This window comes from Escherichia sp. 20412-1 (assembly GCF_003027595.1).
Lineage (GTDB): Bacteria > Pseudomonadota > Gammaproteobacteria > Enterobacterales > Enterobacteriaceae > Escherichia > Escherichia marmotae.
Genome location: NZ_PYQM01000003.1, coordinates 230788 through 245859, shown reverse-complemented (window position 1 = coordinate 245859; position 15072 = coordinate 230788). Strand labels below are relative to the sequence as shown.

The 15072-nt window shown below is 51.1% G+C and carries 12 protein-coding genes; 8 read left to right on the top strand and 4 right to left on the bottom strand.

Going from position 1 to position 15072, the window contains the following annotated elements:
• The first annotated feature begins 37 nt into the window (after positions 1 to 37).
• The 3 genes from yaiA to ppnP all read left to right on the top strand — a co-directional run bounded on the left by yaiA (position 38) and on the right by ppnP (position 1520).
• Positions 38 to 229: a protein YaiA gene (yaiA, locus tag C7B16_RS04175; protein ID WP_001142443.1), complete on the top strand. Its 192-nt coding sequence runs from the start codon at positions 38 to 40 to the stop codon at positions 227 to 229.
• A gap of 257 nt (positions 230 to 486) precedes the next feature.
• Positions 487 to 1164: an AroM family protein gene (locus tag C7B16_RS04165; RefSeq protein WP_001276430.1), complete on the top strand. Its 678-nt coding sequence runs from the start codon at positions 487 to 489 to the stop codon at positions 1162 to 1164.
• Positions 1165 to 1235: 71 nt separating this feature from the next.
• Positions 1236 to 1520, top strand: a complete 285-nt coding sequence (gene ppnP / locus C7B16_RS04160) for a pyrimidine/purine nucleoside phosphorylase (protein WP_000941942.1) — start codon at positions 1236 to 1238, stop codon at positions 1518 to 1520.
• A 357-nt stretch (positions 1521 to 1877) separates the two neighbouring features.
• Here the strand turns inward: ppnP and rdgC are convergent, their stop codons facing one another.
• The gene (gene rdgC / locus C7B16_RS04155) at positions 1878 to 2789 is read right to left on the bottom strand and encodes a recombination-associated protein RdgC (RefSeq protein WP_107179397.1); all 912 of its coding nucleotides are present in this window, start codon (positions 2787 to 2789) and stop codon (positions 1878 to 1880) included.
• A 124-nt stretch (positions 2790 to 2913) separates the two neighbouring features.
• Here rdgC and mak point away from each other — a divergent pair, with 124 nt between their 5' ends.
• Positions 2914 to 3822, top strand: coding sequence for a fructokinase (gene mak / locus C7B16_RS04150; protein WP_107179389.1), 909 nt, complete (start codon positions 2914 to 2916; stop codon positions 3820 to 3822).
• Positions 3823 to 4000: 178 nt separating this feature from the next.
• Here the strand turns inward: mak and araJ are convergent, their stop codons facing one another.
• The 3 genes from araJ to sbcD all read right to left on the bottom strand — a co-directional run bounded on the left by araJ (position 4001) and on the right by sbcD (position 9653).
• Positions 4001 to 5185: an MFS transporter AraJ gene (gene araJ / locus C7B16_RS04145; RefSeq protein WP_010379446.1), complete on the bottom strand. Its 1185-nt coding sequence runs from the start codon at positions 5183 to 5185 to the stop codon at positions 4001 to 4003.
• Between the two features lie 125 nt (positions 5186 to 5310).
• Complete coding sequence (sbcC, locus tag C7B16_RS04140) at positions 5311 to 8454, bottom strand: exonuclease subunit SbcC (RefSeq protein WP_016248413.1); 3144 nt, start codon at positions 8452 to 8454, stop codon at positions 5311 to 5313.
• Positions 8451 to 9653, bottom strand: a complete 1203-nt coding sequence (gene sbcD, locus C7B16_RS04135; protein WP_107179388.1) for an exonuclease subunit SbcD — start codon at positions 9651 to 9653, stop codon at positions 8451 to 8453. Before sbcD ends, sbcC begins: the two co-directional genes overlap by 4 nt.
• A gap of 189 nt (positions 9654 to 9842) precedes the next feature.
• Between sbcD and phoB the strand changes: the two genes are divergently transcribed.
• The 4 genes from phoB to proY all read left to right on the top strand — a co-directional run bounded on the left by phoB (position 9843) and on the right by proY (position 15060).
• Positions 9843 to 10532, top strand: coding sequence for a phosphate response regulator transcription factor PhoB (phoB, locus tag C7B16_RS04130; protein ID WP_000113928.1), 690 nt, complete (start codon positions 9843 to 9845; stop codon positions 10530 to 10532).
• A 57-nt stretch (positions 10533 to 10589) separates the two neighbouring features.
• On the top strand, positions 10590 to 11885 hold the full coding sequence (phoR, locus tag C7B16_RS04125) for a phosphate regulon sensor histidine kinase PhoR (protein WP_000893630.1): 1296 nt from the start codon (positions 10590 to 10592) through the stop codon (positions 11883 to 11885).
• A gap of 406 nt (positions 11886 to 12291) precedes the next feature.
• Entirely contained in the window at positions 12292 to 13611 is a 1320-nt protein-coding gene (gene brnQ / locus C7B16_RS04120; protein WP_001515877.1) for a branched-chain amino acid transporter carrier protein BrnQ, read from the top strand.
• Between the two features lie 75 nt (positions 13612 to 13686).
• Positions 13687 to 15060: a proline-specific permease ProY gene (proY, locus tag C7B16_RS04115; RefSeq protein WP_001515878.1), complete on the top strand. Its 1374-nt coding sequence runs from the start codon at positions 13687 to 13689 to the stop codon at positions 15058 to 15060.
• Positions 15061 to 15072 lie beyond the last annotated feature (12 nt).

The window sequence follows — 15072 nt, the reverse complement described above, 5'->3', positions numbered from 1 at the left end:
TATACTTAACGTTCATCCTGTGAAATAAGGAAGAACGATGCCAACGAAACCACCTTATCCTCGTGAAGCATATGTTGTGACGATTGAAAAAGGAAAACCAGGGCAGACCGTAACCTGGTATCAGCTTAGAGCCGATCATCCCAAACCTGACTCTTTAATCAGCGAACATCCGACAGCTTTGGAAGCGATGGATGCGAAAAAACGCTATGAGGATCCTGACAAAGAGTGACCGTATCAGACTGCTCGGAAAGGACTCTGAGTGCTACCACAACGGACTTGCGTCACATTTTTCGCAATCCATGTTTTCCTAATAATTAGAATATTAAACAATAACAATCCATTACTGGAATCATTTGGAATCTTTACATTATGCCGGATGCGTCTGCTGCTACGCTTTTTGTCATTTGTAGCACAGGTAAGTGTCAGCAGTGGTGCTTAGCATTTGCCCGGTAATTAACGACGAAATAAAAGTAAGGTGGAAAAACAATGAGTGCGTCGTTGGCGATCCTGACCATCGGCATTGTACCTATGCAGGAAGTTTTGCCGCTCCTGACTGAGTACATTGACGAAAATAACATTTCCCATCATAGCCTGCTGGGGAAGTTAAGCCGCGAAGAAGTGATGGCGGAGTATGCGCCAGAAGCAGGTGAAGAAACGATTCTCACTTTATTAAATGATAATCAACTGGCCCACATTTCGCGTCGTAAAGTGGAGCGCGATCTGCAAAGCGTGGTTGAAGTGCTTGATAATCAGGGGTACGACGTCATTTTGCTGATGAGTACGGCAAACATTAGCTGTATGACGGCGCGTAATACAATCTTTCTCGAACCGTTACGTATATTACCACCGCTGGTTTCCTCCATTGTCGAAGGTCATCAGGTCGGTGTTATTGTACCGGTAGAAGAACTGTTGCACGTTCAGGCGCAAAAATGGCAAATCCTGCAAAAACCCCCCTTGCTTTCTCTGGGAAATCCCATTCACGATTCTGAACAGAAAATCATCGATGCCGGGAAAGAATTACTGGAAAACGGCGCAGATGTCATCATGCTGGATTGTTTGGGATTTAACCAACGTCACCGCGATTTACTGCAAAAACAGCTCGATGTTCCTGTTTTGCTCTCTAACGTATTGATTGCAAGGCTGGCTGCAGAATTACTGGTTTAATTTTGCGTGACAGTCAGCGCCTCTGACCCCTATAGTGAAGTGGATGTTTAACTACCAGACAGGGCCAGTTTATGCTTCAAAGTAACGAATACTTTTCCGGCAAAGTGAAATCGATCGGCTTTTCCAGCAGCAGCACTGGTCGCGCCAGCGTTGGTGTCATGGTTGAAGGCGAATACACCTTCAGCACCGCTGAACCTGAAGAGATGACGGTAATCAGCGGGGCGCTGAATGTGTTGCTGCCTGATGCGACCGACTGGCAAGTGTATGAAGCCGGTTCCGTATTCAATGTTCCCGGCCACAGTGAATTCCATTTGCAAGTTGCTGAACCGACCTCTTATTTGTGCCGCTATCTGTAATATCTCGCCTTCCCGTTGATTGGGAGGGCATTTTTCTGAAAAGTAATTTGTTTTTATAATTAAAAATTTCAAAGGCTGCTGATTTTTATATTTTTGATATATTCAAATCAATTGGCTTTATTGAACGTTAACATTTAAATCAAAGGGTTAGGTGCTTGTATTGCTGGCCATGACGTTCAATCTCTAATTCATTGCTACCGCTACCTGATGCGCAATTAAAATAGTGGAAGCTCCGGTTTGCCATGTTATAAAAATCATTGCTCGATGTAGCGAATGATTATATTAATGCCTGGTATGGCGTCACATGCCAGATAAGACGCGTAGGCGTCTTATCTGGCGTTGAAGAAAAATCAGCAATTAACGTTGTGCTTCGCCACCTAATCCTTCGATCAGGTTTTGAATTAATGCTGCCAGTTCGCCGGTCATCAGGATGAAATCGGCATCAAAACGCTGGGCGTAATCTTCACGGTCGATGTCTTCGTTTTGATCTCGCAGTTCGTCGCAGAACTTCAGGCGCTTAAGCGAACCATCGTCACACATCACAAACTGAACGCGCTGCTGCCAGTCGAGCGCCAGTTTAGTCACCACTTTTCCGGCTTCAATATGATTGGTGATCTCTTCGCAGGTCAGATCCTGTTTTTTCGCACGGATCACGCCGCCATCTTCCAGCAGCGATTTCAGCTCGGCTTCATCAAGCAACTGGAATCCCTGTGCCGTGCTACCGGAGCGTACCCATTCGGTCAACGTCAGTTCAATCGGGTTTTCCATGCTCAACGGCACAACCGGTAACGACCCCAGACTTTTACGCAGCAGCGCCAGCGTATCTTCCGCTTTTTTGGCGCTGGCGCAGTCCACCATGATCAAACCATTAACCGTGTCGATCCACATCATAGTTTGGTTAAAGCGGCTGAATGCGCGCGGCAGCAGAGAGTGCAGCACCTCATCTTTCAGGGAATCTTTTTCGGTCTTCTTCAGCTTACGCGCCTGTTCCGCCTCCAGTTTGGCGATTTTCGCTTCCAGCGCCTGTTTAATGACCGGAGACGGGAGAATTTTTTCTTCTTTACGCGCACAGATAACAATTTGACCATTGGCAACGTGCGTTAATGCATCGCTGTGCGATCCCATCGGAGGAACCCAGCCCATCTTCGCCATGTCCTGGCTGCCGCATGGGGTAAATGCCATCGAGGCTAGCTGTTTTTCCATCTCTTCCGCACGCAGCGAAATTTCGCGGCTAAGACGGTAAACCATTAAATTTTTGAACCACAGCATGATAATTTCCACGGCCTTGTCGTTAAATTTAGCGGGCATAATAACGAATTGTCGGCGGCCTTGCATTGTCAATCCGGGTGTCCGTCTCTACGCTATTGATATTGAAAAAAATAAGGAGAATTCTGTGCGTATAGGTATCGATTTAGGCGGCACTAAAACTGAAGTGATTGCACTGGGCGAGGCCGGGGAGCAGTTGTACCGTCATCGTCTGCCCACGCCGCGCGATGATTACCAGCAGACCATTGAAACGATCGCCACGTTGGTAGAGATGGCGGAGCAGGCGACAGGGCAGCGCGGAACGGTAGGCATGGGCATTCCAGGCTCGATTTCGCCCTACACCGGCGTGGTGAAAAATGCCAATTCAACCTGGCTTAACGGTCAGCCATTCGATAAAGACTTAAGTGCGCGACTGCAGCGGGAAGTCCGTCTGGCCAATGACGCTAACTGCCTGGCGGTTTCAGAAGCGGTAGATGGTGCGGCAGCAGGAGCGCAAACGGTCTTTGCCGTGATTATCGGCACGGGGTGCGGCGCGGGGGTAGCCTTCAATGGTCGGGCGCATATCGGCGGCAATGGCACGGCAGGCGAGTGGGGACATAATCCGCTACCGTGGATGGACGAAGATGAACTGCGTTATCGCGAGGAAGTCCCTTGTTATTGCGGTAAACAAGGTTGTATTGAAACCTTTATTTCTGGCACTGGATTTGCCACGGATTATCATCGTTTAAGTGGAAATGCGCTGAAAGGCCGCGAAATTGTTTGTCTTGTTGAAGAGAAAGATCCCGTTGCAGAGCTGGCATTGCGTCGTTACGAGCTACGACTGGCAAAATCGCTGGCACATGTGGTGAATATTCTCGATCCGGATGTGATTGTGCTGGGCGGTGGAATGAGCAATGTTGACCGTTTATATCAAACGGTTCCGCCGTTGATTAAACAATTTGTCTTCGGTGGAGAATGTGAAACGCCGGTACGTAAGGCGAAGCATGGTGATTCGAGCGGCGTACGCGGTGCCGCGTGGTTATGGCCGCAAGAGTAAAAACAGTTAGGCCATTGGTGCATCATGCCTGATGCTCAGGTCGGATAAGGCGCTCGCGCCGCATCCGACATCGTACTCCGATGCCTGATGTGACGCTTGCCGCGTCTTATCAGGCCTACAAAATGAGCATATCTGTACGCCGCATCCGGCAACAAGCAACGTTCACCGTGACCGCGACCTACCCCAATGGTTTCGCCAGCACCGGATTATCCGCCGCTTGCTGGCGCTTATAGCGACCATACAGCAGCAACGACGACATCGCAGCAAACGAAAGCAAGGCGGCGGGCAGCGCCACGTAATTATATGCCAGCCCCAGCGTCAGCATCATACCACCGCAATATGCGCCAACTGCGCTACCGAGGTTAAACGCTATTTGCCCACCTGCAGCACCTAATAACTCTCCACCTTTGGCATTTTGCAGTAGCAGAATTTGCAGCGGTGCAGAGAGGGCAAATAATCCCGCACAACAAATAAAAGCAAAAACCAGCGACGTTGTTTTCATACCGCCGAAGAAAAAGAGCATCAGCAATGCAAGCACAATAATGAAGTCAGTCACTGCCGCAATGCGCAGCGGAGAGTAACGTCCTGAAATCCGGCCACTTAGCACATTCCCCAGTACCATCCCCAGCCCGACCAGCATCATAATGAAGGTCATCGCCGTTTCCGAAAAACCGGAAATAAACATCATGTAAGGTTTTACGTAACTGAACCAGGCGAATACCCCCGCGTTACCAAACATGGTGGCGGCAAAAATTAGCCACGGCGCGGGGCTTCGCAAAAAATGAAACTGTTCGCGCAGGTTTCCTTTCGCCTCGTCGCGAATATCTGGCACCCAAAAATAGACCGATGCCATCACTGCAATATTAAAAACAGAGATTAATAAAAAGGTGTAACGCCAGCTAAATTCCTGGCTTAAATACGTTCCCAGCGGAATACCCAGCAGATTGGCGACCGTCATCCCGGAAACCATACCCGCCACGGCGGCGGTGACTTTACCGGGTTTGATAATTTTCGATAATACAATCGCTCCGACACCAAAAAATGCGCCATGCGGAAAGCCGGAAACCAGTCGGCCAATGGCGAGCATCAGGTAAGACGAAGATAACGTAAACATGGCGTTGCCAATGACGCACAACGTCACCAGAAACAACAAGATATGTTTGAGCGAGTAGCGGTTGGAGAAGAGGGCGATTATCGGCGCGCCGACCACCACGCCCAGCGCATAATACGAAATCATATGCCCGGCGGCAGGAATAGAAATCCCCACATTATGCGCCAGCTCCGTGAGCACGCCCATAATGCCAAATTCGGCCATCCCCAGACCAAACGTGCCGAGAGCCAAAGATAAAATAACTTTATTCATACCACCATCACAACCAACAGGACGGCTACGAATCACCGTAGCCAATAAAGTGATAGCTTGCAGGATAACGACCAATCAGGCCAAGAGATAATTCGCCCCTCTGTATTCATTATCCTGCTGAATAGTTATTTCACTGCAAACGCGCTGTCCAGTTTGCTGTAGCCCAGACCGTTGATCTTCTTCACTTTGATTTGCACAGGAATACGCTCTTTCATCGCTTCAACGTGGCTAATTACGCCGATAGTTTTACCGCTGGCGTTCAGGGCATCCAGTGCATCAAGGGCGGTATCCAGCGTTTCGCTATCCAGCGTGCCGAAACCTTCATCAAGGAAAAGTGAGTCAATACGCGTTTTATGGCTGACCAGATCCGAAAGCGCCAGCGCCAGCGCCAGACTGACGAGGAAACTTTCGCCGCCGGAAAGGGTGCGGGTATCGCGCACCGCGTCGGCCTGCCAGGTATCGACAACCTCGACTTCCAGCGCCTCGCTGGCTTTGCGCTGTAACAGATAGCGCCCGTGCAGACGGGTCAGTTGCTGATTAGCGAGATGGACCAGATTATCCAGCGTCAGCCCCTGGGCGAATTTACGGAATTTGTCACCCTCTTTGGAGCCAATCAGCGAATTAAGATAACCCCAGTCCTCAACCTGCTGTGTCGTTTGAGTAATTTGCTGCATTAAGGTTTGTTGTTGCTGACGGTTGTCTGCATCCTGTTTCAGTTGCTGGCGAATCTCGCCCTGATGGGTGGTATTTTCACGCAGTTTTTGGTTAGTTTGTGCTAACTCTTGCTGAATCTGTTCCGCTGTCAAAGTGAGATCCAACCCGTCAGGCTGGTGTTGCTGATGCTGTGCCAGAGCTTCTGCCGCCTGAGTTGCCAGCGTTTGTGCCTGACGGCGCTGGTTTTCCAGATTCTGCTTGAGCTGTTCCAGTTGCGCTAGTGTTTGTTCATCCATCAGTGCCGCAAGAAACGCTTGCTGATCGGCAAAAATGCTGGCCTGTAGGGCAGCGTCAAACTGTGCCTGGACATTTTGCAGACTTTGCGCCGCCAGAACTTCCTGTTGCTGCAACGTCTGTTGCTGGCTTTGTAACGCGAGGCATTGCTCGTGAATTTGCCGCCAGTTTTCCAGCGTCACCGTTTCTTCGCTGTGCGGAAGTTCATCACTTTGCGGCAGCGTTTCCAGAATCGGCGTCAGTTGCTGGATGCGGTTTTGCAGCCCGCTTAATTCGTTCTGGCGCTGTTGCCAGATCTGCGCTTCTTGCTGACGTGCCAATAACCAGCTCTCTTCTTCATCTTCCTTCGGCAATGCCAGCGCGTAATCCGCTAATGCCGTAGAGAGTTGCTGATGGCGTTGTTCAATTTGCTGTTGATACTGGATAATTTGCTGATTATGCGCGGCAATTTGCGCCTGCAATTCTTGACGCTGATTGAGTAATTGCAGTTGCTTTTCATGCTCTTCCTGGGCGGTAAGCCACGGTTGAATATCGTCCTGCGGCTGCAAGGTGATACTGAGGCTGGCAGTGAGTGTCTGCCATTCCTGAGTAAGTGCTTGCTCATCTTGCCGGAGGCTTTGTGCTTCGTTTTCATCCCGCTGAAGCTGCCTGGTTAATGCGTCCAGTTGTCCACGTAATGCCGCGCCTTCTTCACCGAGCTTTTTCACTTCGTTTTCCAGCGTCAGTAATCGGGCCTGATTAACGCCAGGTTCCAGTGCCTGATACGCCTCTACCGCCGGGTGGCTGGTGGAACCACAAAGTGGACAAGGTTGACCTGCTTGTAACTGTGCGCGCTGTGCTTCCAGCGTTTTGATGCGCTCTTCCTGCTCGCAAATGGTTTTGACGTCGGCAAGCTGTTGCGTTTTTTCCTTATAACGCTGGCGCATTTCGGTCAGTGCGGCGTTACGTTGCGTCTGTTCCTGCGTGACGCTCTGGATAGTGGCTTGTAACTGCGCCAGCCGTTTTTGCTGGGGAGCAATTTGCCCATGCAGTGCAATCAGGCGCTGACGTAGCGGGCGTTGTTCAGCATGTTGCGCTTGTGCGACAGCAACTTCATCGCCGGTTAAAGCTAAAGAGATAGCCGGAAGGGCATTAAGTTTTTGCCGGGCATGGGTTAATTGCTGTTGCCACTGTCGCAGATGCCCGCGTTCACTGGCCTGTTGGGAGAACTGCGCACGCCAACCCGCCAGCTCGTTGTTCCACAGACGGAAGCGGTCGTGTTCCTGTAACCACGCATTCAGGGTTTGTTGATGGTGCTGTAATTCAGCCGACTGCTTCGCCGCCTGGTGACGAATGCTCGCGCGAAACACCATTGTGCTCTGTAAGCGAGTATTTACTTCTTCAATCTGTTGGCGAGTATGCGCCAGCGCCGTAGAGTGTTCTGCAATACGTTCCCAGTGCGGACGGAGATTTCGTGCGGGTTGTGCCAGACTAAGCGCCGCCAGTTGAGGTTGCGCTTTTTCTTCTTCGGTCAACGCCAGTTGCAGAGCCTGCTGACGACGGCTGGCCTCCTGCTGTAATTCATCCAGACGTGTTAACCAGTTAAGCGATTGTTGCTCTTGCTGCTGTGCGGCGAGTAACAGCTTTTCTTCGTCAGTGAGTACCTGCAAACTTTCTGTTAATGATTGCACCTGTTCAGGCGCTAATAACGCGACGCCGCTGGCCTGCGCTTGCAGTTTCTCCAGCTCAGTGCGGGCCGATTTGTGCTGTTCAAAGACCATCGCGGAGATTTGCCCGTAAATTTCGGTGCCGGTTAACTCCTCCAGCAATTCTGCGCGTTCTTTCGGTTTAGCATTGAGGAAGGCAGCAAATTGCCCCTGCGAAAGCAGCATCGAACGGGTGAAACGTCCGTAATCCAGCCCGGTTAACGTCGCCGTCATTTCCAGCTTATCTTTCACTTTATCAGCGAGGATTTTACCGTCTGTGCAGCGCGCCAGCTCTACGCGTGGCACCTGCAAATTACCGTCCGGCTGGTTACGCGCCCGGTTCTGGCTCCAGAATGCGCGGTAGGCCTCGCCTTTCACTTCAAACTCCACTTCCGCCAGACATTCGGCAGTATCGCGGGTCATCAGGTCATTTTGCGATTGCGAAACGTTGGAGAGGCGCGGCGTTTCGTGATACAGCGCCAGACAAATGGCATCGAGCAGCGTGGTTTTACCCGCGCCGGTTGGGCCGGTAATGGCAAACAGACCGTTGCTGGCGAACGGTTCGCGGGTGAAATCAATCTTCCATTCGCCTTTTAATGAGTTCAGGTTTTTCAGGCGCAGGCTGAGAATTTTCATGCTTCGTGTTCTCCGGCGAGGGTCTGCAACGTCGTGGCGAAAAGATGTTGCAGGCGTTGATGCTGCGATTCATCCAGTTCTTCCAGTGCCAGACGACGATTAAAAACGTCTTCGACGCTAAGTTCGCTGAGTGTTTCACGCTGTTGGCTGGCTAACACACGCTCGCGCTGCTCCCGACTGCGACGCACCAGTAATACTTCGACAGGCAGTGATTCGGTTAATGCCTGGATTTTGCGCTGAATATCATGCAGATACTCATCGGTAGTGATTTCAATATCCAGCCAGACAGGCGGCTCCTGTGGCACATTACGCCATTGTTCAAGTTGCGCGGTAATCGATGCCAAATCGCCTTTCAGCACTGCCATCGGTTGCGTTACCGGTACGCTCAGGTTTTCCACGCTCTCTAATTTGCCATTTGAAAATGTCACCAGATGGACATATTTACTCTTGCCGCATTCATCAAAACTCAGTGGGATGGGAGAGCCGCAATAGCGGACATGTTCCATGCCGCCAATGATCTGCGCGCGGTGAATATGCCCGAGCGCGATGTAGTCGACCGGCGGAAAGTTTTGTGCCGGAAACGCGTCCAGCGTGCCAATATAAATGTCACGCACGGCGTCACTTTTACTCGCGCCAACGGTCGTTAAATGCCCCGTTGCGATGATGGGCAGAGGTTGATCGCCGCGCAGTTTGCAGGCATCTGCATAATGTTGTTGGTAATAATCGGTGATTGCTGCCAGTAAATGCTGCTGTTTTTCAATACCGTTAAGTCCCGCCTGGCTGGTAATAATGTCACGCGGGCGTAAAAAAGGGATGGGGCACAGTACCGCGCCAGGCGTTCCGTCGCGACGAGGCAATATTTGCGGCGCATGTCCGGCGCTGGCGACCACGGTGGTATTGAGAAACGCCATGATATCGCGCGATTCATTCAGCGTGGCTACTGAGTCATGGTTTCCTGCCAGTACCACCAGATGACAGCCTGTTTGCTGTAAATTGACAACAAAACGGTTATATAACGTGCGGGCGTAGCTGGGCGGTGAGCCGGTATCGAAAACATCACCGGCAACAATAATTGCATCCACCTGATGGGTTTGCGCTGTTTCCAGCAGCCAGTCAAGAAAGGCCTGGTGTTCAGCTTCGCGGCTTTTACTGTAGAAGTTCTGGCCGAGATGCCAGTCTGAGGTGTGAAGGATGCGCATAACAATTCCCTGGCGAAAAAGCATAGGCGCGATTATACCCAATCAGGTGTCTTATTTGCTTTTTTCTGCGCCACGGAAATCAATAACCTGAAGGGGAGTGCGACGTTCTTTTCATAAATCTGTCATAAATCTGACGCATAATGACGTCGCATTGATGATCGCAATCTATTTATTACAACAGGGCAAATCATGGCGAGACGTATTCTGGTCGTAGAGGATGAAGCTCCAATTCGCGAAATGGTCTGCTTCGTGCTCGAGCAAAATGGCTTTCAGCCGGTCGAAGCGGAAGATTATGACAGTGCTGTGAACCAACTGAATGAACCCTGGCCGGATTTAATTCTCCTCGACTGGATGTTACCCGGCGGCTCCGGTATCCAGTTCATCAAACATCTGAAGCGTGAGTCGATGACCCGGGATATACCGGTGGTGATGTTGACCGCCAGAGGGGAGGAAGAAGATCGTGTGCGCGGTCTTGAAACCGGCGCGGATGATTATATCACCAAGCCGTTTTCACCGAAGGAACTGGTGGCACGTATTAAAGCGGTGATGCGCCGTATTTCACCGATGGCGGTGGAAGAGGTGATCGAGATGCTGGGGCTAAGTCTGGACCCGACGTCTCATCGGGTGATGGCGGGCGAAGAACCGCTGGAGATGGGACCGACTGAATTTAAGCTGCTGCACTTTTTTATGACTCACCCCGAGCGTGTGTACAGTCGCGAACAGCTATTAAACCACGTCTGGGGAACCAATGTTTATGTAGAAGACCGTACGGTTGATGTCCACATTCGTCGCCTGCGTAAAGCACTGGAACCTGGCGGGCATGACCGCATGGTACAGACCGTGCGCGGTACAGGATATCGTTTTTCAACCCGCTTTTAACGCCTTGCTCGTCGGACGCAGAGCAAGGCTTGTTTGTTCATAACTGGAGTATCTTACGTGCTGGAACGGCTGTCGTGGAAAAGGCTGGTGCTGGAGCTGCTACTTTGCTGCCTCCCGGCCTTCATCCTGGGTGCTTTTTTGGGTTATCTGCCCTGGTTTTTATTGGCATCGGTAACGGGACTGCTTATCTGGCATTTCTGGAATTTATTACGCCTCTCATGGTGGCTGTGGGTGGATCGCAGTATGACGCCGCCACCCGGGCGTGGAAGCTGGGAACCGCTGCTGTATGGCTTACACCAGATGCAGTTGCGTAATAAAAAACGCCGCCGCGAACTGGGCAATCTCATCAAACGCTTTCGTAGCGGCGCGGAGTCGCTGCCCGATGCGGTGGTGCTGACTACGGAAGAGGGCGGGATCTTCTGGTGTAACGGGCTGGCGCAACAAACTCTTGGCCTGCGCTGGCCGGAAGATAACGGGCAGAACATCCTTAACCTGCTGCGTTATCCGGAATTTACGCAATATCTGAAAACGCGTGATTTTTCTCGCCCGCTCAATCTGGTGCTCAACACCGGGCGGCATCTGGAAATTCGCGTCATGCCTTATACGCATAAACAACTGTTAATGGTGGCGCGTGATGTCACGCAAATGCATCAACTGGAAGGGGCTCGGCGCAACTTTTTTGCCAACGTGAGCCATGAGTTACGCACGCCATTGACTGTGTTGCAGGGTTACCTGGAAATGATGCATGAGCAGCCGCTGGAAGGTGCGGTACGTGAAAAAGCGTTGCACACAATGCGCGAGCAAACCCAGAGAATGGAAGGACTGGTGAAGCAGTTGCTGACGTTGTCGAAAATTGAAGCTGCGCCAACACAGTTACTCAATGAAAAGGTTGATGTACCTATGATGCTGCGTGTCGTTGAGCGTGAAGCCCAGACTCTGAGTCAGCACAAACAGACATTTACCTTTGAAATAGATAATGACCTAAAAGTGTCTGGCAATGAAGATCAGCTACGCAGTGCGATTTCGAATCTGGTCTATAACGCGGTGAATCATACGCCAGAAGGTACACATATCACGGTGCGCTGGCAGCGAGTGCCGCACGGTGCCGAGTTTAGTGTTGAAGATAATGGGCCGGGTATCGCACCGGAGCATATTCCACGGCTGACCGAGCGTTTTTATCGTGTTGATAAAGCGCGTTCCCGACAAACCGGTGGTAGTGGACTGGGGTTAGCAATTGTTAAACATGCGGTGAATCACCACGAAAGCCGCCTGAATATTGACAGTACGGTGGGCAAAGGTACGCGTTTCAGTTTTGTTCTGCCGGAACGTTTAATTGCCAAAAACAACGATTAATCTGCCTTTGTCATTTTTTGTTGCCATAAGCCAGCCGACGCTGGCTTTTTTTCTTTGCAGCCAAAAAATAAGCGCTAAACCTTACAAGGGTTGGTGATTTTTTGTTCGCATGATTAGCCATGACTTTTTCGCTGAAATAGCGTTTTATACTGGTTAGTGATTTCTTATCGTTATATCCCTCTGGTTTTTAGATCCCATCTTGCTTTAAAACGTTATAAGCGTTTAAATTGCGCTTCAGGTGCTGTCATACTGACTGCATTCAAGCGGTAAATCGAAAAACTATTCTTCGCCGCGTCAGGTTGGGAGTATTTCCCGCTGAAATTGTTTAAAAATACCGCTGTATCATCCCCAGGGATTGGCACAAAAATTTAACGTTACAACACCACATCCACAGGCAGTATGATTTATGACCCATCAATTAAGATCGCGCGATATTATCGCTCTGGGCTTTATGACATTTGCGTTGTTCGTCGGCGCAGGTAACATTATTTTCCCTCCTATGGTCGGCTTACAGGCGGGCGAACACGTCTGGACTGCTGCGTTTGGCTTTCTCATTACCGCCGTTGGTCTGCCGGTATTAACGGTAGTGGCGCTGGCGAAAGTTGGCGGCGGCGTTGATAGCCTGAGCACCCCCATCGGTAAAGTTGCTGGCGTGTTACTGGCAACCGTCTGCTATCTGGCGGTGGGGCCGCTGTTCGCTACGCCACGTACGGCAACCGTCTCCTTTGAAGTCGGTATTGCGCCGCTGACGGGTGATTCTGCACTGCCGCTGTTTATCTACAGCCTGGTCTATTTCGCTATCGTCATTCTGGTTTCGCTCTATCCGGGCAAACTGCTGGATACCGTCGGTAACTTCCTTGCGCCGCTGAAAATTATCGCGCTGGTCATTCTGTCTGTTGCTGCAATTGTCTGGCCTGCGGGTTCTATTAGCACCGCGACTGAGGCTTATCAAAACGCTGCGTTTTCTAACGGCTTTGTTAATGGCTATCTGACGATGGATACGCTGGGTGCGATGGTGTTTGGTATCGTTATTGTTAACGCGGCGCGTTCTCGCGGCGTTACTGAAGCGCGTCTGCTAACTCGTTACACCGTCTGGGCTGGCCTGATGGCGGGCGTTGGTTTAACTCTGCTTTATCTGGCGTTGTTCCGTCTGGGTTCAGACAGCGCGTCGTTGGTTGACCAATCCGCAAACGGTGCGGCTATTCTGCATGCTTACGTTCAGCACACCTTTGGCGGCGGCGGGAGCTTCCTGCTGGCAGCGTTAATCTTCATCGCCTGCCTGGTCACGGCGGTTGGCCTGACCTGTGCCTGTGCGGAGTTCTTCGCCCAGTATGTACCGCTCTCTTATCGTACCCTGGTATTTATCCTCGGCGGCTTCTCGATGGTGGTGTCTAACCTCGGTTTGAGCCAGTTGATTCAGATCTCTGTGCCGGTGCTGACTGCCATTTATCCGCCATGTATCGCACTGGTTGTATTAAGTTTTACACGCTCATGGTGGCATAATTCGTCCCGTGTGATTGCTCCGCCGATGTTTATCAGTCTGCTTTTTGGTATTCTCGACGGGATCAAAGCATCTGCATTCAGCGATATCTTACCGTCCTGGGCGCAGCGTTTACCGCTGGCCGAACAAGGTCTGGCGTGGTTAATGCCAACAGTGGTGATGGTGGTTCTGGCCATTATCTGGGATCGCGCGGCAGGTCGTCAGGTGGCCTCCAGCGCTCACTAAATCACTGAAAATTTGTTTTAACCACGGGGCTGCGATGCCCCGTGGTTTTTTATTGTGTTGATGGGTTAGGAATTGATGGAAAGTAAGAACAAGCTAAAGCGTGGGCTAAGTACCCGACACATACGCTTTATGGCACTGGGTTCAGCAATTGGCACCGGGTTGTTTTACGGTTCGGCAGACGCCATCAAAATGGCCGGTCCGAGCGTGTTGTTGGCCTATATTATCGGTGGTGCCGCGGCGTATATCATTATGCGTGCGCTGGGGGAAATGTCGGTACATAACCCTGCTGCCAGCTCTTTTTCGCGTTATGCGCAGGAAAACCTTGGCCCACTGGCAGGTTACATTACCGGCTGGACCTACTGCTTTGAAATCCTTATTGTCGCCATCGCTGATGTGACCGCTTTCGGTATCTATATGGGCGTCTGGTTTCCGACGGTGCCGCACTGGATTTGGGTGCTGAGCGTAGTGCTGATTATCTGCGCCATCAACCTGATGAGCGTGAAAGTGTTTGGCGAGCTGGAGTTCTGGTTCTCGTTCTTTAAAGTCGCCACCATTATCATCATGATCGTTGCTGGTTTCGGCATCATCATCTGGGGGATTGGCAACGGTGGGCAACCGACAGGTATCCATAACCTGTGGAGCAACGGCGGCTTCTTCAGTAACGGCTGGCTAGGCATGGTGATGTCGTTGCAAATGGTGATGTTTGCCTACGGTGGGATCGAAATTATCGGGATCACCGCCGGTGAAGCAAAAGATCCTGAGAAATCTATTCCGCGTGCGATCAACTCAGTGCCGATGCGTATTCTGGTGTTCTATGTCGGTACGCTGTTCGTCATTATGTCTATCTATCCGTGGAATCAGGTCGGCACTGCCGGTAGCCCGTTTGTGCTGACGTTCCAGCATATGGGCATTACTTTTGCCGCCAGCATTCTTAACTTCGTTGTGCTGACTGCCTCGCTGTCGGCAATTAACAGCGACGTGTTTGGCGTAGGCCGTATGCTGCACGGCATGGCAGAGCAGGGTAGTGCGCCGAAAATCTTCAGCAAAACGTCGCGTCGTGGTATTCCGTGGGTCACAGTGCTGGTAATGACCACCGCGTTGCTGTTTGCGGTGTATCTGAACTACATCATGCCGGAAAACGTCTTCCTGGTGATCGCTTCGCTGGCGACCTTCGCTACCGTGTGGGTGTGGATTATGATCCTACTGTCGCAGATAGCCTTCCGTCGCCGTCTACCGCCAGAAGAAGTTAAGGCGCTGAAATTTAAAGTCCCAGGTGGGGTGGCAACGACTATCGCGGGGCTGATTTTCCTGATCTTTATCATCGGACTGATTGGTTATCACCCTGAAACGCGCATCTCTCTGTACGTTGGTTTCGCGTGGATTGTTGTGCTGTTGATTGGCTGGATGTTTAAACGCCGCCACGACCGCCAGTTGGCTGAAAACCACTAATTCCCGCTTTTG